We start from the raw sequence: 25,013 nt of genomic DNA on the forward strand, positions 1-25,013 counted from the left end.
CCATGGCCATCGAGGTCAAGATCCCGACCATCCTCCGCACCTACACCGCCGGTGAGAAGGCAGTCAGCGCCGAGGGCAAGACCCTGAGCGCGCTCATCGACGACCTCGAGGCGAACCACTCCGGCATCAAGGAGCGCCTCATCGACAACGGCGACCTGCGCCGCTTCGTCAACGTCTACATCAACGACGAGGACGTACGCTTCATCGGCGGCCTCGACGCCGAGCTCAAGGACGGCGACCAGGTCGTCGTCCTCCCCGCCGTCGCCGGCGGCTGCTGAGCTGTGCGGATGTTCACCGAGGTAACTCGGTGAACACTCACTTGCTTCGTGGAGTTCCGCGAGGGAAGCGCCCGTTCGCCGAGTTATCTCGGTCAGCATCCCGGGGCGGGCCGGCGAGCGCCCACCGAGTTACCTCGGTCGGCGCGCACTCCCTTCGCGGAGTTCCGCGAGGGAAGTGACCCCAGACCGAGTTATCTGGGTCAGCATCCGGCAGTTGTTCAGCCCAGAATGCCGCGGTCGTACGCTCGTGCGACCGCGGCTGCTCTGTCTGTGACCCCGAGCTTGTCGAAGATGTGGCCCAGGTGGGTCTTGACCGTCGCCTCGCTGACGAAGAGCGACGCCGCGATCGCGCGGTTGGTGGTGCCGCGGGCGACCAGGGTGAGCACCTCGCGCTCGCGGGGGCTGAGCTGCGCCGTCGGGCCGGGGGATCGCAGCCTCGAGGCGAGCCGGGTCGCGACCGCGGGGGAGAGGACGGTCTCGCCCGCCGCGGTCGCGCGGACCGCCGCGACCAGGTCGGCGGTCGGTGCGTCCTTGAGGAGATAGCCCGTGGCTCCGGCTTCGATGGCCGCGACGACGTCGGAGTCGGTGTCGAAGGTGGTCAGCACGAGTACGCCGACCCCGGACTCCTGTGCGCGGAGCCGCTCGATCACCTCGACCCCGCCCGTGCCGGGCATCCGCAGGTCGAGGACGAGTACGTCCGGCGCCAGTGAATCCACCAGAGCGAGCGCCTGGGCCCCGTCGCCGGCCTGGCCGACGACGTCGAAGTCCGACTCGGTCTGCAGCGCTCCGGCCACTCCGTCGCGTACGACTGGATGGTCGTCGGCGACCACGATCCGGATCATGCGGCCTCCTCGGTTCGTCGGAACTGACGTCTCGATCTGCACAACTGACGTCTCGATCTCCGTAAGTGACGTCTCGGCATCAGGCGGGTCCTCGGGGGAGGGCGGGGATGCGCGCGGAGACGGCGGTGCCGTCGCCGGGGGCGGACTCGACGGTGAAGCTGCCGGTCAGGCGCCGGGCGCGGTCGCGCATGACGCCCAGGCCGAAGGAGCTGCCGCGGACCGGAGCGGTGGGGTCGAAGCCGGAGCCGTCGTCGCGTACGTCGAGGATGACCTCGGCCGCGTCGAAGGTGAGCGTGACGCCGACCCGTTGCGCACAGGCGTGCTTGGCGACGTTGGCGAGGGCCTCCTGGGCGATCCGCAACAGGGTCGCCTCGACCTCGGAGTGCAGGGCGACGGCATCGCCGACGACGACGAACGAAGCCTCGGCCCCGTGGTCGTCGCGCCAGGCCGCGACCAGCGCCGCCAGCGCATCGGCGAGTCCTGCCTCGGCCAGCTCGGCGGGGCTCAGGTCCTGCACGGAGCGCCGGGCCTCGACCAGCGCAGTGCGGGCCATCTCGGTGGCCCGGGCCACCCGGCGGCGTACGTCCTGGGCGTCCGCGGAGCCCTCGGCGGCCTGGAGCTGGGCCACGACCCCGGCCAGGGACTGGGCGATGGTGTCGTGGATCTCGCGGGCGAGACGCTCGCGCTCGTCGCGGACACCGGCCGAGCGCGACTGGGCGAGGAGCTCCTCCTGGAGCCGGGCGTTCTCGGCGAGTGCCTCCTCCAGCCGCCCGATCGTCGCGGCGCGCTCCCGGCTGACGGCGTCGAGGTGCTCGCTGTAGCGGCCCATCAGGGAGGCCAGACCGAAGTTGAGCACGAACAGCAGCGGCAGCAGCAGGCTCTGCCATGGGTTGTCGTACGGCGGCGGACCACCCGTCTGACCCATCGCCATGATCGCTGCGGTTGCCGCCATCGCCACCCATCGCCATCGACCGCGGAAGGAGTCGAAGGCGTCCAGGAACCCGATCCAGCCGAAGATGCAGAACAGCGGGTGCATCGCGGTCAGCACCGCGGTCAGCGCCGTGCGGCCGATGTAGCCGACCGGATGGGGGCGGCCGTAGACGTACATCCATCGCCACGTCCACACCGCGGTCGCCGCCACGAGGATCCCGAAGATCACGCGCGCGCCGCGCGACTGGGGCCCGACCTCGGGGAAGGTCGCGACGCAGATCGCCGTGGCGAGCGTGAGCAGCACGAACGGCAGCACCTTGAGGTTGCGCTCCCAGCGCTGCTCGCGCTCGACGGCCGACGTCACAGGAAGGACCTTCTCATTCCCAGCGGAAGGCGCGCACGGCAATCAGGTACAGCCCGACCGCCCAGCCGCCCATCACCGCCAGATCCACCAGGTGCGGGAAGGCGCCGCCGGCGGCGTCGTTGAGCGCGTTGGAGGCCGCGCCGTAGGGCGTGAACGAGATGATGTCGCGAGCGGTGCCGCCGAGGGCCTCGACCGGGAAGTAGACCCCCGCGGTGAACATCGACGGGAAGAAGACCACCATCCCCACCACCTGCCCGGTCTTCGCGTTGGGGGAGACCGCGGTGATCGCGGCTCCGATCCCGAGCGAGACGGCCAGCGCCAGGACGTACGCGACGACGTATCCGACGATCGACTCCGGGAGCGGGGTCCCGAACGCCACCCGGCCGAACACGATCACGATCACCGAGGAGGCCGCGACCGCGACGGCGTGCACCAGCACCTGGCCGAGCAGGATCGAGGCGGGGCGGGCCGGCGTGGTCCCGAGTCGCCGCAGGACCCCGCTCTCGCGGTAGCCGGTCAGCGTCGGCGGCATCGTCATGATCGCCGCCATGATCATCGAGAGCAGCACGGTGACCGGGACGTAGATGTCGATCAGGCTCCGGCCGCCGAGGTCGGTGCTGCTCTCCCGGAAGCTCGGGATGAGCCCGAGCACCCCCAGCAGCAGGCTCGGGAACAGGACGATCCAGAAGAGCGAGAGCCGCTCGCGGGCGAAGAGCCGGGACTCCGTACGGATCACGGCGACGGTCGGGCTGGTCATCGGAGTGCCTCCATGGCGTCGGTCTCGGGCGAGGTGTCGGTGAGGTCGAGGTAGGCGGCGTCGAGGCTCCCGGCGGCGACCCGGAGCCGCTGCGGGGCCACGCCCTGCGTACGCAGCGCCTCGACGACCGCGAGCGCGACTCCTTCGGCGCCTTCGACGGTGACGGTGCCGTTCTCGCTGCGCGCGGCGGTGACGCCGTCGAGCTCGCGCAGGGCAGCCAGGTCGATCGCGACCGAGGTCTCGAAGGTGGTGATCGTGGCCGCGGAGGCGGAGTCGATGAGCCCCGCCGGGGTGTCCAGCGCCCGGATCCGGCCGGCGTCGACGATGGCGATCCGGTCGCAGAGGGTCTGCGCCTCCTCCATCGAGTGGGTGACCAGCAGGACGGTCACACCCCGGTCGCGTACGTCGCGCACCAGGTCCCACACCTCGCGACGCGCCCGTGGGTCCAGGCCGGTGGTGAGCTCGTCGAGCACGACGACCCGCGGCCGGCCGATCAGCGCAAGCGCGATCGAGAGCCGCTGCTGCTGTCCGCCGGAGAGGTTCTCGAACCGCTGCCGCAGATTGGCCCCGAGACCGAGCCGCTCGGCCAGCGGCGCCCACGGCTCGGGGTCGGGGTGGATGGCGCTCCACAGCTCCAGGGCTTCCTGGACGGTGATCCGCGCTGCAGCTTCGCCTCCTGGAGCTGTACGCCGAGCACCTCCGTCACTGCGGCGCGGTCGGTCCACGGGTCGATCCCGTGGACCCGGATCCGGCCCTTGTCGCCCACCCGCAGACCGGCGATCGACTCGACCGTCGTGCTCTTGCCCGCCCCGTTGGGCCCGAGGATGCCGAAGATCTCGCCGGTCTCGACGCGAAGGCTGATCTCGTCGACCGCCACCTTCTCGCCATAGGTCTTGCGCAGGCCGTCCACGACGACCGCTGGTTCTCGCTCCTGATGCATACCTTCAGCCTGGTCGGTGACGCGATCTCACGGATCGGGCGATCGGCGCGAGTGGGCATCAGTCGATCGGTTGATGCGACGATGGACCCCATGCGCTACGACAACCTGCTGGCGTCGGTCGGGGGCACCCCGTTGGTGGGGCTTCCCCGCCTCTCGCCCTCTCCCGACGTACGTCTGTGGGCCAAGCTCGAGGACCGGAACCCCACCGGCTCGATCAAGGACCGCCCGGCTCTTCGCATGGTCGAGGAGGCCGAGAAGGACGGCAGGCTCCGCCCGGGCTGCACGATCCTGGAGCCGACCTCCGGCAACACCGGGATCTCGCTGGCCATGGCGGCCAAGCTCAAGGGCTACCGGATCGTGTGCGTGATGCCCGAGAACACCTCCGAGGAGCGGCGCCAGCTGCTGCGGATGTGGGGCGCCGAGATCGTCTCCTCGCCCGCCGCCGGCGGCTCCAACGAGGCCGTCCGCGTCGCCAAGCGCCTCGCCGCCGAGCACCCCGACTGGGTGATGCTCTACCAGTACGGCAACGCCTCCAACGCCCTCGCGCACGAGGAGGGCACCGGCCCCGAGCTCCTCGCCGACCTCCCCGCGATCACCCACTTCGTCGCCGGGCTCGGCACGACCGGGACGCTGATGGGCGTCGGCCGCTACTTCCGCTCCGCCAAGCCGGAGGTACGCATCGTCGCCGCCGAACCTCGCTACGGCGAGCTCGTCTACGGCCTGCGCAACCTCGACGAGGGCTTCGTCCCCGAGCTCTACGATGCCTCCCTCATCGACGCCCGCTTCTCGGTGGGTCCGCGCGACGCGGTCCGCCGGGTCCGTGAGCTGTTGGAGTTGGAAGGCATCTTCGCCGGCATCTCCACCGGCGCCATCCTCCACGCCGCCCTCGCCCAGGCCGCCAAGTCCCTCAAGGCCGGCGAGAAGGCCGACATCGCCTTCGTCGTGGCCGACGGTGGCTGGAAGTACCTCTCCACCGGGGCGTACGAAGGCACCATCGACGAGGCCGAGGAAGGCCTCGAGGGCCAGCTCTGGGCCTGACCCGCCCCGACCACCGGCGGCGGGCGTCAGCGGCAGAAGGCGTAGACGACGAGGCCGTGGTCCTCGCCGGTGAAGACCTGGTCGAGGGCCTTGCCGGTGAGGTTGGCGTCGACGTAGCGCGGGGCGGGGCCGGTGGCGACGATGGCGTGGGCGGGGAGTCTGCCGGTCATGTCGCGCGGGGCCTCGGCGCTCCAGCAGTCGTGCTTCTGGATGAGCGCGGCGGGGCTGCCAGGAGCGAGCGGGCGGTCGGCGGGGGCGGAGCCGAGCTGGGCCAACGCGACAGCGACGGCTGCCGCATACATCATCCAGATGCTGAGCGCCATGAAGCCTTTTCGTCCGAGGAAGGCTCTCACGCTTAGGCAACGCGGCAGCGGTCGCGGAGGTTACGGGACCTCGGCCACGTCGTGGTCGTGGATCCAGGCGAGATGACGGTCGTAGGCATCGCCTGACCCGAGACGCTTGTTGCGGGCCTGCGCGCGGGGACCTTCGGGGAGGTGGAGGACGTCGGCGGCGGCCAGCGAGGCGATCTGGATCCGGCGGGTGCGGTCGCGGCGGCGTACCTCGTAGGTCGTGCGGGCACGGTCCGTGTCGTCGTCGGTGGCGAGGCAGTCGGCGAGGACGACCGCGTCCTCGATCGCCTGGGCGGCACCCTGGCCGTGGTGGGGAACCATCAGGTGAGCGGCATCGCCGAGCAACGTGACCCGGCCGCGCGACCAGGTGGCCAGGGGCGGACGGTGGAAGAGGCCCCAGTGCTCCGAGCACGGTGCCGCGGAGATCATCTGGACCACGGCTGGATGCCAGCCGGTGTACGCATGGACGTGCTCGTCCGGGTCGGCCGGCCAGGACCACGAGTCCGCTGCCCAGGGCCCGAGCTGCCGCTTGACCAGCAGGAACGCGTGGTCACCGTCGCCGACCGGATGATGCATCAGGTGACGGTCGGCACCTGTCCACACCTGCACCCGGCCAGGATCGGGGAGCAGGGTGAGCTGCGAGCGCGGGACGATCCCTCGCCAGGCGATGCAGCCGGAGAACTGGGCGTCGTCGTAGCCGACGACGTGCTCACGCAGCATCGATCCGGCGCCGTCGGCGCCGATGACCAGGTCGGCCTCGACCGACTCGCCGCAGGCGAACTCCAAGGTCACGGGGCCGTCGTCGGAGTCGGTGAGCTCGACCAGACGGTGGCCGAGGTGGAGCCCTTCGGTGCCGAACGTCTCGCTCAGAAGCGCGTGCAGGTCGGCGTGACCGATGCCGTAGCAGGGCGCCCCGGCGCGGTTGGCGTACTCCGCGGCGGAGAGCACCCGGCCGATCGTGGCGCCGGTGTGGCCGTCGCGCCAGACCCAGCCGTTCACGGTCGCCGCCGCCTCGCCGAGGCGCGGCTCGAGTCCGATGCGCTCCAGGAGCCTGGTCGCGTTGGCCGGTAGCAGCACGGCGTCGCCGGTCGGGCGCGGATCGGTCGCGGCCTCGTACACCTCGACCTCGACACCCCGGCGGCGCAGCTCGATGGCGAGAGTCAGGCCACCGATGCCGGCGCCGATGATCGTGACCCGTCGGGTACGACGATCCCTGCGTAAAGCTGCCCGAGCCATCCGGGTGACTGACATCGCACGCTCCTTGGGGAGGTTACGTTCGAAACGTACCTCAGGGGCGTGTGTGCTCGTGGACGGTTAAGGCAAACGTCATTTGACGTCGAGCGTCTGGTCCTTGCCGATGTCGCTGGTCCCGATGGGTCCGAGGCCGAGGAGATCCAGGGCCAGGTTGCCGAGGTCGGCGTTGCGTACGGGCCGAGGGCCTTCGTAGTCGGGGCGCCCCTTGCCGGGGTCGCGGTAGTCATCGGCGTTGAGCTCGTAGAGGTCCGTGCCGGCGCCGGCGTCCGGCCCCCAGACGATGAACGGGATCCGGTAGTTCTCGTAGACCTTCTCGGAGTGGTTGGTGATGCCCGGCTTGAAGCCGTGGTCGGCGGTGAGGATGACGTCGAGCTCCTTCGCCAACCCGGGATCGGCGTCGACGACGTCGAGGAACTCGCCGACCTGGGCGTCGGACTCCTCGACGGCATCCAGATACTCCGGCGACATCCCGCCGAACTCGTGACCGGCGACGTCGGGCAGGGACAGATGTACGAAGGTGAGGTCCCGCTGCTCGTCGGCGAGGTCCTTCACCGCCTCCGGCACCAGCTCGGCGTGGTCGTCGATCGGCACATAGAGGTCGATGTCGTCCTCCCAGGTCCGCTGCCACAGCTCGAACTTCTGCTTCGTCACGAACACCCCGGTGCTGAGCCCGGCCTCGTGGGCGACGGTGAACACCGAGTCCTCGTCCTTCGCGATGGACCTGGTCGGGTCGCCGACGTTCCAGGTGACGCCGTGGCCGCCCTCGTCGGCGTCGATCGGGTCGCTGGTGACCATGCCGGTGTGGTTGGGCAGGGTGATGTTCTTCTCGTAGGCGGTGCGGGCGTTGAGCGTCGAGGCGCCCTCGTCGATCAGCCGGTGGATGTTGGGCGTCCTCCCCGGCCCCAGCGTCGTCAACGCATCCGGGTTGAGCCCGTCGATCGAGATCGCGAGCACCTTCCGGTCGACCTGGGTGGCCGTACGCTCCGCGCGCCTGCTGCCTTCGCCGTCCCGGTCCGGGAGCGCGGTGAGGGCCACGACGAGCACGACGACGAGGAAGATCCCGACGGAGAGGAGAGGGAAGAGGCGACGCACCGGCACACCCTAAGTGAACCCGATGGCGCCCCGGGCGAACGCTCAGCGAATGTCTAGTGACTGAGTTGAGTTCAACGTGCTGCCGGGGATGGGACCCAGGCCGAGCAGGTCGAGGGCCAGGTTGCCGAGGTCGCCGTTGCGGATCGGCTGCTTCCCGGCGTACGTCGGCCGGCTCGTCCCCGGCGCCCGGAAGTCAGGGTTGAGGCGATAGAGCGAGGCACCGCGGGCGACCCCGGGGCCCCACACGACGAACGGGATCCGGTAGTTGGCGTAGACGTGCGCGCTGTGGTCCTTCGCCCCGGCCTTGAAGCCGTGGTCGGCGGTGAGGACGACGTACGTCGACCGCTTCAGCGTCGTCGAGGAGTCGATCGCCTTCAGCAGCCGACCGATGCGGGCGTCGGTGCGGATCACCGAGGCGCGGTAGGCCGCGCTCATCCCGCCGTCGCGGTGGCCGTAGTGGTCGGGGGAGCCGAGGTGGACGAAGGTGAAGGCGCGCTTCTTGCTCGCCAGGTCGCGGGCGGCCCGGGCGGCCAGGTCGGCGTCGCCGTCGACCACGAACCGGTCGATCGAGGGCCAGGAGCGGTCGAAGAGGCCGAACTTCGACTTCGAGGCGAACAGGGCGCTGCTCCGGCCGGTCCGCTCGACCTGGCTGAAGACCGACGAGACCGGGTGTCCGGCGGCCTTCTGCACCGTCATCCACGACCGGTCGGTGTTCCAGGTGACCCCGTGGCCGTGGGTGGCCCGGGTGATCCGGCGGCTGGTGACCATCGAGGTGTGGTTGGGCAGGGTGACGTTCTGCTCGTACTCGCTGCGGGCCTCGCGGGTCGAGGCGCCGCCACGCATCAGCCGGTAGATGTTGGGCAGCCTCTTGGGACCCAGCCTGTCGATCGCGGTCACGCTCAGGCCGTCGACGGAGATCGCCAGCACCCGCTTCGCCGTCGCCGCCTGCGCGGGCCGCCCGGGCAGCTCGACGACCGCGAACGTGACGCCCAGCAGGGCGATCATGACCACCAGCACCAGCGACCGTCGAGAAATCGTCATAACCGGACGTTAACAACAGTTTCGTGCGCTGCTCATGAACGTGAGATGGATCTCGGGTATGTCTCGAGTGACCCCCAGCACTGCGAAGTGGCGGTGTTTGGGCCTAGCCTTGACGATCGTGCAGTCCGTCTCGCCGCTGGGTTCGACCTCGCCCCTGGGTTCAGCCCAGCCCGATCGCGACGCCCCGATCGGGATCTTCGACTCGGGCTTCGGTGGTCTCACCGTGGCGCGCTCGGTGATCGACCAGCTCGCCCACGAGTCGATCCTGTACGTCGGCGACACCGCCCGCGCCCCCTACGGCCCCAAGCCGATCGCCGAGGTGCGCGAGTACGCCTTGGAGTGCCTCGACCATCTCGTCGCGCAGGGTGTGAAGGCGCTGGTCATCGCGTGCAACTCGGCCTCGGCCGCGATGCTGCGCGACGCCCGGGAGCGCTACCGGCCGCTGCCCGTCGTCGAGGTCATCCTGCCGGCGACCCGCCGCGCCGTCGCGGCGTCGCGCACCGGCCGTATCGGGGTCATCTGCACCCGTGCGACGGCCGAGTCGATGGCCTACGACGACGCCTTCGCCGCCGCACCGCACGTGGAGCTGCACACCCGGGCGTGCCCGCAGTTCGTCCCGTTCGTCGAGGCCGGCATCACCGGCGGCGACGATCTCCTGGCCGCCGCGCACGAGTATCTGGACCCGCTGACCAGTGCCGGGGTCGACACGCTGATCCTCGGGTGCACCCACTACCCGCTCCTGACTGGTGTGATCTCCTATGTGATGGGCGACAACGTGACGCTGGTCAGCAGTGCCGAGGAGTCGGCGAAGGACGTCTACCGCGTCCTGGCCGAGCACGACCTGATGCGCGAGGGTGGGGAGCCGACGTACACGTTCCTGACCACCGGCAACCCCGCCGAGTTCAAGGCGATCGGCGCCCGCTTCCTCGGCCCGGAGCTCGCCGCCGCCCAGCAGTTCGCCGGGGGGATGGGATGACCTCCGGGATGCGGCTGACCGTCATCGGATGTTCCGGCTCCTATCCGGGGCCCGACAGCCCCGCCTCCTGCTATCTCGTCGAGGCCGACGACGATGCCGGACGTACGTGGCGGATCGTCCTCGACATGGGCAACGGCGCGCTCGGGGTCCTGCAGCGCTACATCGACCCGCTGCTGATCGACGCGGTCCTGCTCTCGCACCTGCACGCCGACCACTGCGTCGACATGACCTCCTACTACGTGCTCCGCAAGTGGCACCCGACCGGCCCGCAGCCGCCGATCCCCGTCTACGGCCCCAAGGGCACCGGCCGGCGCCTGGCGAAGGCCTACGACCTGCCCAAGCGCCCCGGGATGCGCGAGGAGTTCGCGTTCTCGACCTACACCGGGCCGATCCATCTCGGTCCCTTCCGGATCATTCCGACGGCCGTGGAGCACCCGGTCGATGCGTACGGGCTCCGGATCGAGGCCCACGGCAAGGTCATCGCCTACAGCGGCGACACCGCCGAGACCGAGGCGCTGCTCGACATCGCCACCGACGCCGACCTGTTCGTCTGCGAGGCCGCCTTCCGCGACGGCGTCGAGAACCCGCCCGGGGTGCACATCACCGGCGTCCACGCGGGCGAGTACGCCACCAAGGCCCATGTGAAGAAGCTCGTCGTCACCCACGTCCCGCCCTGGCACGACTCCGCCGACGCCCTCCGCGAAGCGCGCTCGGCGTACGACGGGCCGACCGAGCTGGCGGCGACAGGAGCTGTCTACACGGTCTGAGTCGCTCGACCAGCGGGGGAGCGCTCAGACCAGCCCGGCGTCGTGGACGGTGATCGCGATCTGAACCCGGTTGGTGGCGCCGAGCTTGTCGAAGAGGCGAGACACGTGCGCCTTGACGGTGGGGATCGAGAGGTAGAGCTCCTTGGCGATCTCGGCGTTGCTCAGCCCGCGACCGACGGCGAGAGCGACCTCGTGCTCGCGCTCGGTGAGCTCCTCGAGCCGGCGGCCGGCGGCAGCGGCGCGCTCGCCGGTCGGCTCGGCGCGGAGCCGGGTGATCAGGGTGCGGGTGGCCTTGGGGGAGAGGATCGGCTCGCCCGAGGCGACCGCGCGGATCGCCGCAACGATCTCGGGCGGCGGCGTGTCCTTGAGCAGGAACCCGTCGGCGCCGGCGGCGAGAGCGTCCACGACGTACTCGTCGGCACCGAACGTGGTCAGCACGATGACCCTCGGCGACGGGGACTCGGTGAGCACCCGCCGGGTGGCCTCGAGGCCGTTGATCCGGGGCATCCGGATGTCCATCAGCACCACGTCAGGCGCGGAGGTACGCACCAGAGCGAGCGCCTCCTGGCCGTCGGTCGCCTCGCCGACGACCTCGATGTCGGCCTGACCGCCGAGCATCAGCCCGAGGGCCGAACGTACCAGCGGGTCGTCGTCGACGATCCCCACCTTGATCTTGACCGGAGTCTCTGGGCTGGTCCCTGGGCTGCTCACTGGCCCCACGGTAGCCATGCTTCGAGAATGAAGACATCCTTTTCCGTTCGGTGCGCGAGCCGTCCGCCCGCGAGATCGACGCGCTCGGTGAGCCCGATCAGGCCCAGCCCGGCGCCGGGTGTGTTGGAGTCGAAGCCGAGCCGGTTGCGCAGCAACAGGTCGATCCCGTGCTCCTCCGAGCCCTGCAAGGACACCTGCAGGGCCGCCCCCGGCGCATGCTTGCGCGCGTTGGTGATGCCCTCCTGCACGACCCGGTAGATCGACCGCCCGACCGCCTCAGGCGGCGAGCCCTCGACGTCGTCCTCGAAGGTGATGTTCATGCCGCCAGTGCGGGCCTCCTCGACGAGGCGACCGAGGTCGGCGTACGTCGGCTGGGGCGCGGTCTCGGGATCCTCACCGTTGCCGCGCAGCACGCCGAGGACGGTCCGCAGGTCGTCGAGCGCCCGGTGGGCGCCGTCGCGGATGGTGCCGACCTCGCCCCGGACCTGGTCGGCGGAGAGGTCCTCGCGGTAGGCGAGCGCGCCGGCCTGCATGGAGATGTGGGAGATGCGGTGGGCGAGCACGTCGTGCATCTCGCGGGCGATCCGCCGGCGCTCGGTCTCGCGGGCCTGGGAGACGCGCAGCGCCTGCTCGGCCTCGGCGGTCTCGGCGCGGAGCCGGAGCGTGGCGATCAGCTCGCGTCGCGAGCCGATGTACATGCCCCAGGCGACCATCGCGGCGACGATCACCACGTTGGCGCCGAGGTTGAATCCCCACAACGGGATGCCCGGGATCTCCTCCGCGGTGGTGGTCTCCATCACCGCGAACCAGAACATGCCCGCGGCGAAGTTGAGCAGGGAGATCGGGATGATCTCGCGCCAACGGCGCCGGGTCGCCAGGGAGACCAGTGCAAGGGTGGACGCTCCGGCGGACAGGATCGAGAACGCCCCGGCGACCGTGGTGAAGGTGGCGATCGCCACCGGCCAGCGGCGGCGCCAGAAGACCAGGACCATGGAGAGGACGCCGAGGCCGAGATCGAGTGCGAAGCGCCATTCCGGCCAGCCGTCGGTGCTGGAGACCAGGCCGACGGCGCTGATCCCCAGCGCGAGGAGATACCGCCACACGTGCCCCCACAGACTCAGGCGTGGCTGATAGGCCTCAGGCGACGGTTGCTGCACGGCGTACACGCTAGTCAACCGAGGTCGGGGACACAGGATCCCGCGGTCGCGCCCGGCCCCATACTTTCGTCGGGTTGAGGGTCATCCGTATGTCCGATGCAGTCTGCGCCGGAGGCACGGCAGGATGTACGCCATGATCAAAGTCGAAGGACTGACGAGGGTCTATGGGACCTTCACCGCGGTCGACGACGTGTCGTTCACCGCCGAGGCCGGCAAAGTCACCGGCTTCCTCGGCCCGAACGGCGCGGGCAAGTCGACCTCCATGCGCATCATGGTCGGACTGACCAACCCCACCAAGGGTCGGGCAACGATCAACGGCAGCCTCTATGCCGACCTCCCCAATCCCGGCCGCCACGTCGGCGTCCTGCTCGACGCCAGCGCCCAGCACGACGGCCGCACCGGCCGCGAGGTGCTCACGCTCGCCGCGATGACGATGGGCCTGCCCACGTCGCGCGTCGACGAGATGCTCGAGCTGGTCTCGCTGACGCCGTCGGAGGCCAAGCGCCGGATCAAGAACTACTCCCTGGGCATGAAGCAGCGCCTCGGCATCGCGCACGCGCTGATCGGTGACCCCAAGGTGCTGATCCTGGACGAGCCGGCCAACGGCCTCGACCCGGCCGGTATCCGCTGGATGCGTGGCCTGCTGAAGGAGTACGCCGACCGCGGCGGCACCGTCCTGCTCTCCTCCCACCTGCTGCACGAGGTCGAGCAGATCGCCGACGAGCTGATCCTCATCGGCAACGGCCGCATCGTGGCCGAGGGCACCAAGGACGAGATCCTCTCCAGCCAGGGCACCGTCGGCCAGTCGCTGGTCACCGCGCTGGACAACGAGGCGCTCACCGTCGCGCTCAAGGCCAAGGGCTACAGCGTCGAGCCGATCGGCACCGGCATGCGCGTCTCCGCCGCACCGGCCGAGGTCGGCAAGGCGGCCCTGGAGGCGAGCGTCGTGCTCACCGACCTGCGTGACGGCGGCGCCGGGCTCGAGGACATCTTCCTGCAGCTCACCGCCGAGACCCAGCGCGAGGCCATCGCGCCGGCCCACCCCGAAGGAGCCTCCGCATGAGCGCCGTATCCGTAGCGCCGTCGACCCCGCTGCCCACGGCCACCAAGGTGCCGTTCGGGCGCCTGGTGATGGTCGAGTGGCGCAAGATGACCGACACGCGCGCCGGCCGGGTCATGCTGATGATCACCGGTGGCCTCATCGCCCTGGTCGCGGGCATCATCCTGCTCGTCACGGCGCTGTCCGACATGTCCGCGCTGGACGCATCGACCTGGATGAGCGCCCTCTCGTTCCCGGTCTCGCTCCTGGTGCCGGTGCTGGCGATCATGATCGTGACCCAGGAGTGGGGCCAGCGCACCCACATGGTCACCTTCACCCTCGAGCCCAGCCGGCTCAAGGTCGTCTTCGCGAAGCTCCTCGCGGTCTTCGTCCTCGGCATCGTGACCATGGCCATCGCGGTCGGCATCGGTGCGATCGGGACGGTGGCGGGAGCGGCGATCGCTGGATCGGACCCGAGCTGGAACGTGACCGGTGAGGCGCTCGCTTGGACCCTGGCGACGCAGATCCTCTACCTGCTCATGGGCTTCGGGTTCGCGATGCTGCTGCTCAACACCCCGGCCGCCCTGGTCATCTACTACGGCTACACGCTGATCCTGGAGGCGTCCGTCTTCAGCGCCCTCTACTTCATCTTCGACTGGGCGCAGGACGTCTTCCCGTGGATCTCGATGCAGGTCGCGATGATGCCCTTCATCGCCGGCAACGAGATGCAGGCGGCCGGAGTCGCCGTCGAGGACGGAGCGCTCGGGATCGCCCGACTGGCCACCTCGATAGCGCTGTGGGTCGGGCTGCCGCTGGTGCTCGGCACGATGCGGGTCCTCAAGTCCGAGCTGAAGTAGTTCATCGGACTGTTCGCGACACGACACGCGGGGGTGGGTGCTTCGGCACCCACCCCCGTCACCGTTGTGAGCCGTGGGCAACTACCTGCGTTATGCGGCGCTGGGCGACAGCGCCACCGTTGGCCTCGGCGACCCTGTCCCGACAGGATGGCGAGGATGGGCCCGGCTCCTCGCCGAGGCTCTGGGAACGACGTACGACGTCTCGTTCTGCAACACCGCGAGCATCGGCGGCACCGCTGCCGTCGTCGTGGAGAGCCAGTTGGCCGACGCGGTCGCGCACCGGCCGGATCTGGCCTCGCTGATCGTCGGTCTCAACGACCTGATGCGCTCCGGCTGGGATCCGGTACGGCTGCGCCAGGACGTGATGACGTGCGCGGAGGCGCTCTCCGGCGAGGGTGCGCTGCTGATGACGCCGCGCTTCCACGACCACTCGCTGCTGTGGCCGCTGCCGGGGTGGATGCGGAGGTCGCTGCAGCGGCGTACGGGCGACCTCAACGCGGTGTGGGACGAGGCGTACAAGACCTACGGCGGGCTGCGGATCGACTTCGGGGCCGTTCCGGACGTCTACGAGCGGATGTACTGGTCCACCGACCGGCTGCATCCGTCCGAGCTCGGCCACCGCCGGCTCGCCCGCGAGCTCGGCGAGCAGCTGGTGACGTACGGCCTCACCTTCGAGCCTCCTTCGCTGGAGCCGGCCGGCGGGTTGCCGACCACCTGGCGGCAGGACCTGGCCTGGATGGCCGGCGAGGGAGTGCCGTGGATGGGGCGGCGGGCGCGGGATCTGGTGCCCTGGGTGGTGCGCCGGGCCTGGGCGCGACCGGCTCGACCGGAGCGGACGCCGGTTGCATAGGGTGGTCTCGTGACCACACGAGCTGACGGGCGCGCCGACGACGAGCTGCGCCCCATCAAGATCACCCGCAACTGGCTCGACCACGCGGCCGGTTCCGTCCTCATCGAGTTCGGCAAGACCCGGGTCCTGTGCGCCGCCTCGGCCTCCGAGGGCGTGCCGCGCTGGCGCAAGGGCTCCGGACTGGGCTGGGTGACGGCGGAGTACGCCATGCTCCCCGCCTCCACCCACGAGCGCTCCTCCCGCGAGTCGGTGAAGGGCAAGATCGGCGGACGTACGCACGAGATCTCCCGACTGGTCGGGCGCTCGCTGCGCGCCGTCATCGACTACAAGGCGCTCGGCGAGAACACCATCAACATCGACTGCGACGTACTGCAGGCCGACGGCGGCACCCGCACGGCTGCCATCACCGGCGCCTACGTCGCGCTGGCCGACGCGGTCGCCTCGCTGGGTGTCTCCAAGGCGCTGACCGGCTCCGTCGCGGCGATCTCGGTCGGGATCATCGACGGTGTGCCGCGCCTCGACCTCCCCTACGAGGAGGACGTGCGCGCCGAGACCGACATGAACATCGTGATGACCGGCGAGGGCAAGTTCGTCGAGGTCCAGGGCACCGCCGAGGGCGTCGCCTTCGATCGCGCCGAGCTCGACGCCCTGCTGGCGCTGGGCGAGAAGGGCTGCGCCGACCTGACCAAGCTGCAGGAGGCCGCACTTGCCGGCTGAGCCGAAGGTCCACGTCGCCTCGCGCAACGCCAAGAAGCTGGAGGAGATGTTCCGGATCCTCTCGCCGCTGGTGCCCGGGGTCTCGGTCGTCGGCCTCGACGACGTCGCCCACTACGACGAGCCGGTGGAGGACGCGCCTGACTTCGAGGGCAATGCGCTGATCAAGGCCAGGGCCGGGTTCAAGGCCACCGGCCTGCCGACCGTCGCCGACGACTCGGGGCTCTGCGTCGACGCGCTCAACGGTATGCCCGGGGTGCTCTCGGCACGCTGGGGTGGCCCGCCCAAGTCGGACCAGCGCAACAACGAGCTTCTCCTGGCTCAGCTCTCCGACGTCCCCGACGAGCGCCGCGGCGCCCACTTCGCCTGTGCGATCGCCTTTGTCTGGGACGGTGGCGAGATCGTGGTCGAGGGCCGCATGGACGGCCGGATCATCCGCGAGGTCCGCGGTGACGGCGGGTTCGGCTACGACGTCCTGTTCGTCGCGGTCGACACCGAGGACGGACGTACGTCTGCGGAGCTGTCGATCGAGGAGAAGGACGCCATCTCCCACCGCGGTCGCGCCCTGCGCGAGATCGCGCCGCAGATGGCCAAGCTGCTGGCCTGAGCCGCCGCGGGCTCTCCCCTCGCGCAGCCAGGTGCCGGAGCCGCGCGAGGCGATCCCGATGGGAGTGCTCCGGGTCCTGATCCAGGAGGCGCGTATCCCCGAGGCGGAGGTACGGGCGATGACCAAGGCGGAAGCCATCCAACGTCTGGCTGACTTCTACACTCACGGCTCGTGAACTGTCAGCCCGACTTCGACCAGCAGCACCGGCAGCACGCCTATCGAGTCCGGCTCGAGTGGGGGCCGGTGGGCGCGAAGGCGGTCGGGCCGGTGGACATCGCCGTCGTGGTGGACGTGCTCTCGTTCACCACGACGCTGACGGTCGCGGTCGAGCGCGGGATCGAGGTGCTCCCGTTCCGGTGGCGGGACGACCGCGCGGAGGCGTACGCACGTGAGCACGGCGCCGTTCTCGCGGTGCAACGTCAGGACGCGGTCCCGGGCCGGCCCTCGCTCTCGCCCGCGTCGCTGCACCGGGCCGAGGGAGTCCGTCGTCTCGTGCTGCCCTCACCCAACGGCTCGACGATCAGCACCCTGCTCGCTGACGGCGGCGCCACGGTCCTCGGCGCGTCGCTCCGCAACCGCGCCGCGGTCGCCGAGTGGCTGGCTCCTCGCTGCGCCGAGGGTGCGAGCGTCGCCTTCATCGCGTCGGGGGAGCGGTGGCCGGACGGCACGCTCCGCCCCGCGGTCGAGGACCTCTGGGGTGCCGGGGCGGTCCTGGCCGCTCTCGACTGCGCCGGCTTCGCGGGCGATCTCTCACCCGAGGCCGCGATGGCACGCGACGCCTTCCGCGCGGCCGATCTCCCGGATGCGCTCCACGCCTGCGCCGGTGGCCGGGAGCTGACCGCGAAGGGCTACGCCGACGACGTCGAGGTCGCCTCCGAGATGGACGGCTCGTCGGTGGTGCCGCTCCTTTGCGGCCGGTCGTTCCGGGCGGCCACGGACGGGCTCACCGATCCGCGCTGAGCCGGCCCTCCAGACCGATCTGCCAGTCGAAGAGCCCCTGCTCCACGAGCAGGGTGAGCAGGGTCTTGTCGAGCCCGGTCGCGATCGCGACGCCGATGAGCACGAGGACGACGCCGAGCACCTTGTGGAACGCGCCCTCGGGGTCGATCGCCCACCTGAGCCGGGCGATCAGCGCCCGTCCGCCCGCCATGACTGCGGCCAGCAGGAGCGTCAGGCCCGCGACGTACGCGAGCAGGTAGCCGAGCCCGCGCAGCGGCTCGGCGGGCAGGATGACTGCCACGATCAGGGCGTACGTCGGGCTGCAGGCGCTGAAGACCGGACCCATGCTCGCGCCCAGGAGGATGTCGCCGCCGATCCCGCGACGGGTGCTCGCCCGGGCCAGACGCTCCTGGGCGCGCGATCCGAGCCCGAGGCGGAAGGCCACCGCGTCCCACAGCCGTGGCCAGATCATAACGACGCCGAAGAGTGCCACGATGAAGCCGGAGACGAGGCTCCAGAACCGTGGTGGGACGTCGATCAGCAGGGTCGTGGACTTGAGCACGACGCTGAACACGATGACGGAGACGCCGAGCGCGGCCACCGCCACCCACGGCCGGCGCTCGCCGGTCCCGCGGGAGAACACGGCCGGCACGAACGCCACCACGCACGGGGCGAGCACCGAGAGCGCGCCGGCGAGGAACGACGCGAGCAGCAGGGTCACCGGGTGTTCTCGAGGATGGCGTCGACCGATTTGTCCTGGCCGTAGCCCGACCACAGTTTGACCCGCTCGCCGGTCGTATCGACGCGTACGAAGGTGGACTGGATGGTCACCTCGTACTTCTTCCGCAGGTCCGTGGCCGAGTCGTAGTCGACCTTCAGGATCTGGGCCTTCTTCGGCACGGTCCCGTTCTCGATCGCCTTCTCGAACGCACGGCACTCCGGGCACCACGATGCGTGGAAGAAGAGGATCGTGTCGGTGTAGCACTCCTCGGCGACGGCCGTCTCGGAGTAGTCGACGTAGCGGCCTGCGCAGGCGGATTCGTCCATGGGCGTCTCGGCCGCGCTGCTCGCCGACACGCTCGCAGACATCGAGGAGTCCGGCGGGGCTGCGGTGTCGGCGGCGTCCGTGCCAGCGCTGCCACATCCGGCAACGACGAGGCAGAGCAGCGCGAGTGCGGCGATGATTCGAGAGTTCACGTGTCTGGGTTCGGAGCACTTTCGGTGAAGGATGGGTTCGGGTCAGTTCACAGGAAGATCCTCGAGCCACGACCAGGTGCCGTTGATCAGCTGCTTCTCGGAGAGGCCGTACGACGCCTTCAGAGCCTTGCCGGTGCCGTCGTGAAGGTCCCCGGAGTTGCTCGGCAGGTGGAGATAGAAGTCGTTGCAGAACGCGATGAACTTCTCGAGGCCACCGTTCTCGTCGATCAGCCACGAGACCGCCGCATGGGAGATGGCATAGTCGATCGACCCTTCATCGCCCCACTCGACGTCGTACGGAATGGCTCGCTCGTGCTCCAACAGGACGTCGCGCTGCTCGTCCTCGCCACAGATGTTGGCCTTGCAGCCCGCGAGATACTCGGCGAGTCCCTCGCTCACCCAGGTCGGCACCACCGCCGGGCCGTAGACATGGGTCAGCTCGTGACGAAGCGTGTGTTCGTCGGTGGCCAGCCGGTTGTTCGCGACCGGGTTGTCCTTGACGACGGCTCCGGCGAAACCTGACATGGGCCCGATCGCGTCGACCCAGTAGGTCACCGCGGCGGCGCCGTTGTCGTCGCTGAAGCTGTCCGCGGGTGGCTGGCCGTTGTACGTCGCGTCGACGAGCAGCGGCGTCTCGTTCTTCTCGCCGGTCCAGACGGAGGCGAGGGCCGCCTTGATGTCGGCGCGGGCGGTGTCGACCCGGTCCAACAGTTCGGCGGCAACGGTCGGCCCGTCGCGCTCGGTGACCACGACGACCGACCGTCCGGTCGCGACCGAGACCGGCCCGCCGAACCACGGCCGGCTGTACCTGTCTTCGGGTGCGGCGCGGTCCCGTCCGATCACCCAGCCACCGTCGTGGCGTACGAAGGTCATGTCCGTCGCGTTGGCGACCGGTGCCCGGTGGGCCTCCTCGAGCTGGGCCACCTCGGTGACCTGCGGAGCGAAGAGGGCCCCGTCGTTGCGGACCTCGTCCGGGGTGCGGTCGAGGGTCTTCACCCGGTAGGCGAGCGACTTCAGCGGAAGCTGCTGGAGGTTGGTGAAGATCGTCTGCTGCTGGTCGACGAGCTTGTCGTCGCGGGGGTCGACGGTGGCGAGGAAGGCCGCCTCGTCGCCCTGCAGGGCCGCCGTCGCGCGCTCGGCGAGCAGGTCCTCGACCGCCTCGAAGTCGGCCGGGGTGGGGTCGTACGGAGGATGCGACGGTGCTGGGGAAGGCCCGGCGCTCCCGGGAAGATCCGCGCAGCCGGCGGCGACGAAGCCCAGGAAGGCCAGGACCGCGAGCGTCGCAGCGCGTGCTCGAAGGTCCACGGCGGGAGTCTAGGGAGCCGCCGCCGAACCCGCCGCCGAATTCTTCGCGGGAGTCGCCGTGCTCCTCGGGCTCACTGGAGGGCGGCGGTGAGGCGCAGCACGTTGTCGACGTACGCCGCGACCTTCGGCCGGGCGAGCCACTCCTCGAGCAGCAGCTCTCGCGACATGGCCCGGTAGCTGTCCTCGACCTTCCGCATCTGGGTGACCGGGTCGCCGTCGAAGAGCATCAGCGAGACCTCGTAGTTGAGGGCGAAGGAACGCATGTCCATGTTGCTCGAGCCGAGCACGGCGACCTCGTCATCGATGCTGAAGTGCTTGGCGTGCAGGACCGCGGGCTTGGGGTAGAGGTAGATCCGGACCCCGGCCCGGAGCAGCGCCTCGTAGTAGGAGCGCTGGGCGTGGTAGACCATGAACTGGTCCTTGCCCTCGCTGACGAAAAGCTCCACCGCGACGCCGCGCTGGGCGGCGGTCGTGACGGCGTAGAGGAGCGACTCGTCGGGCACGAAGTAGGGGCTGGTGATCGAGATCCGCTCCTTGGCCGCGTAGATCAGCGAGGTGAAGGCGCGCAGGTTGTTCTCGGCGTCGATGCCGGGCCCGCTCGGCACGATCTGGCCGGTGACGTCGCCGACCCGCGAGCCGGCCGTCGCCACCGACGCGGAGACGGCGAGCTCGGATCTGAGCAGCTCGCCGGTCTCGGTGTCCCAGTCGCTGGCGAACATGACGTTGAGCGCCGAGACCAGCGGACCTTCGATCAGAGCGGTCAGCTCGACCCACTCGCGGCCCGCCTTGTGGTTCTTCGGCTTGTTGTAGCCGGGCTCGATGAGGTTCTGCGACCCGGTGACGGCGACCCGACCGTCGACGACCAGGAGCTTGCGATGGTTGCGCAGGTCCGGCCTGCGGATCTGGCCGCGCAGCGGGTTGATCGGCAGCAGCGGGTGCCAGTCGATGTCGGAGGCGTTGAGGCGTTTGACCAGCTGACGCCAGAGCGGGATGCCACGCGAACCCAGGTGGTCGAGGAGGAGGCGCACGCGCACCCCACGCGCGGCCGCTCGGTCGAGGGCGTCGAAGAACGGCTCGGTGACGTGGTCGCAGGCGGTGATGTAGAACTGCACGTGCACGAAGCTCTCGGCCCGGTCCACCGCCGCGGTCATCGCCTCGATCGAGGCGCCGTAGTCGGCGATGAGCTCGATCTTGTTCCCGGTCGTCGCAGGCAGCGAGCCGAGCCGTTCGTTGAGCTCGATCGTGGTCGCGTCGACCTGTGTGATCGAGTCCGGGTACGGCGGCCTCGGTAGGCCGTCGACGTACCTGGTCACCTCGTCGTTGAGCGCCCGCTGCCGCTCGTGACGCCGCCGGTCGAGCCGCGTCTGTCCGAGCAGCAGGTAGCCGATCAGGCCGAGCCCCGGGACGATGAAGATCGCCAGCAGCCAGGCCATCGCGGTCCCCGGACGCCGGTTCTTCGGCACAACCCCGAGCGCGATGATCTTGATCAGCAGGTCGATGATGTAGATCGAGGTCCCCATGACCCCCGCCACTGTCATGCGCATCAGCATGCACCACGGCCACTCGTGTGGGAATCTTCTGGCATGGTTCGACTCTTCCCTGCCGCCCGCCGTGCCATCGCTGCCGAGGAGGCCTCGCCGCCGGTGTGGGAGGTCGACGTCGCCGCTCAGCGCGACCAGGCCCGCAAGCTGGCCGCGGCCGAGGCGAAGGAGGAGGTCGCGGAGGTCGCCGGGATCGACGCCGACGGCGTTCCGTGCCGGCTCTACACCCCCGAGGACGTACGCGAGGGGGTGATCGTCCACCTCCACGGCGGTGGCTTCGTCTTCAACGACGTCGAGGTCCACGACGCCGCGTGCCGGCGGCTGGCCAACCGGAGCGGGCTGAGGGTGCTGTCGGTCGACTACCGCAGGCCTCCGGAGCACCCTTTTCCCGCGGCTCCCGACGACGTCGACACGGTCCTCAAGTGGCTGGGCAACGACCCGCTGCTGAGCACCCTGCCGGCGTACGTCCACGGCGACAGCGCCGGCGGCAACCTCGCCCTCGTCGCGGCGCTGCGCAACCCGGGGGTCTTCGGCGCGATGGTGCTGGTCTACCCGTTCCTCGACCCGTCGATGAGCACCCCGGGCTACACGATGGAGGACGGCTGGAACGAGGAGGCGGCCTGGTACTGGAAGCAGTACGCCGCCACCGAGGCCGATCTCCGCAACCCCGACCTCGGCCCCTACCTCGCCTCCGACGAGGAGCTTCGCAGCCTGCCGCCGACGCTGATCGTCAGCGCCGAGGGCGACATCCTCACCGACGAGAACGAGGACTTCGCGCTCCGGCTGGCCGATCTCGGCGTCGAGGTGGTCGCCTTCCGCGCCGTCGGCCAGATCCACGGTTTCTGGCGCCATGGCCAGACCTTCCCGGCCGCGGAGTCGGTGATGGCGATGACCGCTGCCTTCTTGAACCAGCACAGCTTGAGGAGTCGCCCGTGACGGAGCCCTACGACGTCACCGAGGTCCGGGCTGCCTACGACACGGTCTCCAAGGCGTACGCCGAGATCGTCGACCCGACGGTCACCGAGACCTCGTTCGACGCCGGTGTCCTCGACACGTTCGTCGGCTACGTACGCAAGGACGGTGGCGGGCTCGTCGGCGACATCGGCTGCGGGCCCGGCCGGGTGACGGCCTATCTGGCCGAGCGGGGGCTCGACGTCTTCGGGGTCGATCTGTCGACCGGCATGATCGCGCAGGCCAAGGAGCGGCATCCGACGCTCCGGTTCGAGGTCGGCGACATGGCCCGCCTCCCGCTTCGCGACGGTGAGCTCGCCGGGGTGCTGGCGTGGTACTCCCTCATCCACACCCCGCCCGCGCGCCGGCCCGACGTCATCGCCGAGCTCGCCCGGGTCACCCGCCGCGGCGGCCGGTTCGTGACCGCGTTCCAGGTCGGGGACGAGCACGTACGCCACATCGGCGCCTACGGCCACGACGTCACCTTCGACGGCTACCGGCTCCCGGTCGAGGCGACCAGCGCCCTGCTGGAGGAGGCGGGTTTCGAGGTCACCGCGACCGTGGTGCGTTCCGCCGAGAACTGGGAGCGCACGCCGCAGGCCTATCTCGTCGCGCGCCGGCGGTGAGGCCGATAGGTTGCGCGCATGACGCAGCAGCCGTACCACGTCCCCCGCTTCTTCCTCCGCCAGAAGGTGACGCCCTTCGCCAACAAGTACGTCGCCCAGGCCGCCAACGCCGACGGCTCGGAGGGGCAGGTGCTCGCCTTCGCGCAGCAGAAGCGGCTGGCATTCAAGGAGCAGGTGACGTTCTACGCCGACGAGTCGAAGTCGCAGGCCGTCTTCGCGTTCAAGGCGCGGGCGGTGATGGACCTCAACGCCGGCTACGACGTCACCGACCCGAGCGGTGCCGCGCTCGGCTTCTTCCGCAAGGACTTCGGCAAGAGCCTGCTGCGCTCGACGTTCCAGGTCGAGGGCCCCGGCTACGCCGGCACCGGTCAGGAGCGCAACCAGGTGGTCGCCATCCTGCGTCGCTTCACCGAGCTCGACTTCCTTCCGATCCACTTCGACTACGTGTCCTCGCAGGGCCAGCCGCTGATCTCGATCGAGCGCCGCTTCGCCTTCCGTGACAAGTACACGGTCACCGTCCACGACCCGCGCGTCGACTTCCGGGTCGCCGCTGCCCTCGCGGTCGCGATGGACGCGCTGATGCAGCGCTGAGCCGAGCTCAGGGTCCGTCCGCCGCCGCCAGGTGCGGGCGGACCAGATCCAGCAGCAGCTGGTGGGTGGCCGCGTCGGCCGCGGCGATCATCCCGCGACCGGTGTGGATCGGGTCGCCGTTGAGGTCGGTGACGACGCAGCCGGCGGCCTGGCACAGCGCGATGCCTGCGGTGAAGTGGACGCTCCCGTCCAGGTGGCCGTCGGTGACGTACGCCGCCCGCCGGCCGGCCGAGACCCAGGCGACCGCGAGGGCGGAGGACATCACGCGCGGGCCGAACTGGGCTCGTAGGCGCGGGTCGGCGACGAGCTGCCCGCCGACGAACGGCCGGTCGAGCATGCCGTCGCACTGGATGTCGACGAGCCGGGTGCGCGGGCTCGGGGTCAGGACGGTGTCGCCGCCGCCCTGGCGCAACCAGGCCGAGGCGCTATCGGTCCAGAAGATCTCCTCGCTGATCGGATCCGCCGAGACTGCCGTCTCGACGCCGTTGGGTGTCACGAGCGCGACGTTCACCGCGGCGAGCGGTGTCTGGGCGGCGTAGTTGAGAGTCCCGCAGAGCGGGTCGACCAGCCATCTCCGCTCGCTGTCGCCGCTGCGCCCGGTCTCCTCGCCCTCGAAGGCGTCCTCGGGCCGGTACGTCGCGATCGTCTCCCGGATCGCCTTCTCCGAGGCGAGGTCCGCCTCGGTCGCGAAGTCTGTCGGCGACTTGTCGAAGTGGCTCAGGTCGGTGCCGTACATCTTTCTGACGACCTCCGCACCTGCCGTGGCGGCCGCGATCGCGACGGCATGGTCGGGGAACGCCGCCCGGAAGGCGTCGATCGCGGGGTCGGGGGACTCCTCAGGCTCCTCGCCGATGAACACCGCCACCACCTCGGCCTCCGGATCCTCGGTCAGCGCCGGCAGGATCCGGTCGCGCCAGCTCCCCAGGTTGGGATGGTCGTAGTCGAGGTACGCCTCCGCCGGGGAGATCAGCTCGATCGCCCGCTCGAGCTCCTCCCGCGTCAGCCGGTACGCCGCCGTCCCGGCGGTGTGGCCGACGACCGTCGCGATCACCACTGCCGGGAGGCGGTGGCCGTAGGCGTTGACCAGGGGGAAGTGCTCCGGCTGGTGGTCGGGGGCGGCCGATGGCCGCAGGCCCACGCCGTGGGCGGCCGGGGGAGCCCAGCCGTCGATGGCCGTCTCGAACCTGGTTCGCGCCGCGAGGATGTCGTCCATCGTCTTCCACTGGTCCACGGTCGGGCAATCTATCGGTGGACGGGGTGCTCGTGGGGGTGGTTTTACGGCCACCGAATCCGAAGAAC

29 protein-coding genes are annotated in these 25,013 nt (G+C 70.2%); 13 read left to right on the top strand and 16 right to left on the bottom strand.

The window, feature by feature from the left end; genetic code table 11:
• Positions 1–2: 2 nt before the first annotated feature.
• Positions 3–278 carry a MoaD family protein gene (locus BLT25_RS19040; protein ID WP_008358635.1) on the top strand — a complete coding sequence of 92 codons (276 nt, stop codon included), beginning with the start codon at positions 3–5 and terminating at the stop codon, positions 276–278.
• Positions 279–496: 218 nt separating this feature from the next.
• Here the strand turns inward: BLT25_RS19040 and BLT25_RS19045 are convergent, their stop codons facing one another.
• The 5 genes from BLT25_RS19045 to BLT25_RS30490 form a co-directional block, all read right to left on the bottom strand.
• Positions 497–1,120 carry a response regulator gene (locus BLT25_RS19045; RefSeq protein ID WP_091049205.1) on the bottom strand — a complete coding sequence of 208 codons (624 nt, stop codon included), beginning with the start codon at positions 1,118–1,120 and terminating at the stop codon, positions 497–499.
• Positions 1,121–1,199: 79 nt separating this feature from the next.
• Positions 1,200–2,414: a sensor histidine kinase gene (locus BLT25_RS19050; protein WP_091049207.1), complete on the bottom strand. Its 1,215-nt coding sequence runs from the start codon at positions 2,412–2,414 to the stop codon at positions 1,200–1,202.
• A gap of 13 nt (positions 2,415–2,427) precedes the next feature.
• Complete coding sequence (locus tag BLT25_RS19055) at positions 2,428–3,171, bottom strand: ABC transporter permease (protein ID WP_091049210.1); 744 nt, start codon at positions 3,169–3,171, stop codon at positions 2,428–2,430.
• Positions 3,168–3,761 carry an AAA family ATPase gene (locus BLT25_RS30485; protein WP_256328711.1) on the bottom strand — a complete coding sequence of 198 codons (594 nt, stop codon included), beginning with the start codon at positions 3,759–3,761 and terminating at the stop codon, positions 3,168–3,170. Before BLT25_RS30485 ends, BLT25_RS19055 begins: the two co-directional genes overlap by 4 nt.
• Positions 3,665–4,111 (bottom strand): ATP-binding cassette domain-containing protein, encoded by a 447-nt coding sequence (locus BLT25_RS30490; protein ID WP_256328678.1) that lies wholly within the window; start codon positions 4,109–4,111, stop codon positions 3,665–3,667. The genes BLT25_RS30485 and BLT25_RS30490 overlap by 97 nt, the downstream gene beginning before the upstream one ends.
• A gap of 90 nt (positions 4,112–4,201) precedes the next feature.
• On the opposite strand from BLT25_RS30490, the gene BLT25_RS19065 reads away from it, so the two are divergent.
• Positions 4,202–5,149 (top strand): PLP-dependent cysteine synthase family protein, encoded by a 948-nt coding sequence (locus tag BLT25_RS19065; protein ID WP_091049212.1) that lies wholly within the window; start codon positions 4,202–4,204, stop codon positions 5,147–5,149.
• 26 nt (positions 5,150–5,175) lie between these two features.
• Here the strand turns inward: BLT25_RS19065 and BLT25_RS19070 are convergent, their stop codons facing one another.
• The 4 genes from BLT25_RS19070 to BLT25_RS19085 form a co-directional block, all read right to left on the bottom strand.
• Entirely contained in the window at positions 5,176–5,472 is a 297-nt protein-coding gene (locus BLT25_RS19070) for a hypothetical protein (RefSeq protein WP_091049215.1), read from the bottom strand.
• 60 nt (positions 5,473–5,532) lie between these two features.
• Entirely contained in the window at positions 5,533–6,750 is a 1,218-nt protein-coding gene (locus BLT25_RS19075; RefSeq protein ID WP_218131418.1) for an FAD-dependent oxidoreductase, read from the bottom strand.
• Positions 6,751–6,825: 75 nt separating this feature from the next.
• Positions 6,826–7,845, bottom strand: coding sequence for an alkaline phosphatase family protein (locus BLT25_RS19080; RefSeq protein WP_176884053.1), 1,020 nt, complete (start codon positions 7,843–7,845; stop codon positions 6,826–6,828).
• Positions 7,846–7,887: 42 nt separating this feature from the next.
• Positions 7,888–8,886: an alkaline phosphatase family protein gene (locus BLT25_RS19085; RefSeq protein ID WP_091049219.1), complete on the bottom strand. Its 999-nt coding sequence runs from the start codon at positions 8,884–8,886 to the stop codon at positions 7,888–7,890.
• A 118-nt stretch (positions 8,887–9,004) separates the two neighbouring features.
• Between BLT25_RS19085 and murI the strand changes: the two genes are divergently transcribed.
• Positions 9,005–9,862 (top strand): glutamate racemase, encoded by an 858-nt coding sequence (gene murI / locus BLT25_RS19090; RefSeq protein ID WP_091049222.1) that lies wholly within the window; start codon positions 9,005–9,007, stop codon positions 9,860–9,862.
• On the top strand, positions 9,859–10,629 hold the full coding sequence (locus tag BLT25_RS19095) for an MBL fold metallo-hydrolase (RefSeq protein ID WP_256328679.1): 771 nt from the start codon (positions 9,859–9,861) through the stop codon (positions 10,627–10,629). Before murI ends, BLT25_RS19095 begins: the two co-directional genes overlap by 4 nt.
• A 24-nt stretch (positions 10,630–10,653) precedes the next feature.
• Here the strand turns inward: BLT25_RS19095 and BLT25_RS19100 are convergent, their stop codons facing one another.
• Both BLT25_RS19100 and BLT25_RS19105 read right to left on the bottom strand, forming a co-directional pair.
• Positions 10,654–11,340: a response regulator gene (locus BLT25_RS19100; protein ID WP_091050057.1), complete on the bottom strand. Its 687-nt coding sequence runs from the start codon at positions 11,338–11,340 to the stop codon at positions 10,654–10,656.
• Positions 11,337–12,497: a sensor histidine kinase gene (locus tag BLT25_RS19105; RefSeq protein ID WP_256328680.1), complete on the bottom strand. Its 1,161-nt coding sequence runs from the start codon at positions 12,495–12,497 to the stop codon at positions 11,337–11,339. Before BLT25_RS19105 ends, BLT25_RS19100 begins: the two co-directional genes overlap by 4 nt.
• Before the next feature lie 133 nt (positions 12,498–12,630).
• On the opposite strand from BLT25_RS19105, the gene BLT25_RS19110 reads away from it, so the two are divergent.
• From BLT25_RS19110 to BLT25_RS19135, 6 genes are all read left to right on the top strand, one after another.
• A complete protein-coding gene (locus BLT25_RS19110; RefSeq protein ID WP_176884058.1) occupies positions 12,631–13,560 on the top strand; it encodes an ABC transporter ATP-binding protein in 930 nt (309 codons plus the stop codon).
• Positions 13,557–14,393: a hypothetical protein gene (locus BLT25_RS19115; RefSeq protein WP_091049228.1), complete on the top strand. Its 837-nt coding sequence runs from the start codon at positions 13,557–13,559 to the stop codon at positions 14,391–14,393. Before BLT25_RS19110 ends, BLT25_RS19115 begins: the two co-directional genes overlap by 4 nt.
• A 73-nt stretch (positions 14,394–14,466) precedes the next feature.
• Positions 14,467–15,243, top strand: coding sequence for an SGNH/GDSL hydrolase family protein (locus BLT25_RS19120; protein WP_091049231.1), 777 nt, complete (start codon positions 14,467–14,469; stop codon positions 15,241–15,243).
• 9 nt (positions 15,244–15,252) lie between these two features.
• Positions 15,253–15,960 (top strand): ribonuclease PH, encoded by a 708-nt coding sequence (gene rph / locus BLT25_RS19125; RefSeq protein WP_008358602.1) that lies wholly within the window; start codon positions 15,253–15,255, stop codon positions 15,958–15,960.
• Positions 15,950–16,564 (top strand): RdgB/HAM1 family non-canonical purine NTP pyrophosphatase, encoded by a 615-nt coding sequence (gene rdgB / locus BLT25_RS19130; RefSeq protein ID WP_091049233.1) that lies wholly within the window; start codon positions 15,950–15,952, stop codon positions 16,562–16,564. The genes rph and rdgB overlap by 11 nt, the downstream gene beginning before the upstream one ends.
• 171 nt (positions 16,565–16,735) lie before the next feature.
• A complete protein-coding gene (locus BLT25_RS19135; RefSeq protein WP_091049236.1) occupies positions 16,736–17,524 on the top strand; it encodes a 2-phosphosulfolactate phosphatase in 789 nt (262 codons plus the stop codon).
• Here BLT25_RS19135 and BLT25_RS19140 read toward each other — a convergent pair.
• From BLT25_RS19140 to cls, 4 genes are all read right to left on the bottom strand, one after another.
• Entirely contained in the window at positions 17,508–18,224 is a 717-nt protein-coding gene (locus tag BLT25_RS19140) for a cytochrome c biogenesis CcdA family protein (protein WP_091049238.1), read from the bottom strand. The genes BLT25_RS19135 and BLT25_RS19140 overlap by 17 nt on opposite strands.
• Entirely contained in the window at positions 18,221–18,700 is a 480-nt protein-coding gene (locus BLT25_RS19145; protein ID WP_091049240.1) for a thioredoxin family protein, read from the bottom strand. The genes BLT25_RS19140 and BLT25_RS19145 overlap by 4 nt, the downstream gene beginning before the upstream one ends.
• 42 nt (positions 18,701–18,742) lie before the next feature.
• Positions 18,743–20,005 (bottom strand): hypothetical protein, encoded by a 1,263-nt coding sequence (locus BLT25_RS19150; RefSeq protein ID WP_091049243.1) that lies wholly within the window; start codon positions 20,003–20,005, stop codon positions 18,743–18,745.
• Between the two features lie 71 nt (positions 20,006–20,076).
• The gene (cls, locus tag BLT25_RS19155; RefSeq protein WP_256328681.1) at positions 20,077–21,549 is read right to left on the bottom strand and encodes a cardiolipin synthase; all 1,473 of its coding nucleotides are present in this window, start codon (positions 21,547–21,549) and stop codon (positions 20,077–20,079) included.
• A 39-nt stretch (positions 21,550–21,588) separates the two neighbouring features.
• Between cls and BLT25_RS19160 the strand changes: the two genes are divergently transcribed.
• From BLT25_RS19160 to BLT25_RS19170, 3 genes are read left to right on the top strand one after another with little or no spacing between them, the layout of a single operon-like run.
• A complete protein-coding gene (locus BLT25_RS19160; protein WP_091049245.1) occupies positions 21,589–22,482 on the top strand; it encodes an alpha/beta hydrolase in 894 nt (297 codons plus the stop codon).
• A complete protein-coding gene (locus tag BLT25_RS19165) occupies positions 22,479–23,123 on the top strand; it encodes a class I SAM-dependent methyltransferase (protein ID WP_091049247.1) in 645 nt (214 codons plus the stop codon). The genes BLT25_RS19160 and BLT25_RS19165 overlap by 4 nt, the downstream gene beginning before the upstream one ends.
• 18 nt (positions 23,124–23,141) lie before the next feature.
• Positions 23,142–23,714, top strand: coding sequence for an LURP-one-related family protein (locus BLT25_RS19170; protein ID WP_091049250.1), 573 nt, complete (start codon positions 23,142–23,144; stop codon positions 23,712–23,714).
• Positions 23,715–23,721: 7 nt separating this feature from the next.
• Here the strand turns inward: BLT25_RS19170 and BLT25_RS19175 are convergent, their stop codons facing one another.
• Positions 23,722–24,945 carry an inositol monophosphatase family protein gene (locus BLT25_RS19175; RefSeq protein WP_256328682.1) on the bottom strand — a complete coding sequence of 408 codons (1,224 nt, stop codon included), beginning with the start codon at positions 24,943–24,945 and terminating at the stop codon, positions 23,722–23,724.
• Positions 24,946–25,013: the final 68 nt, after the last annotated feature.

Source organism: Nocardioides sp. YR527 (assembly GCF_900101045.1).
In the GTDB taxonomy this organism is placed as follows: Bacteria; Actinomycetota; Actinomycetes; order Propionibacteriales; family Nocardioidaceae; genus Nocardioides.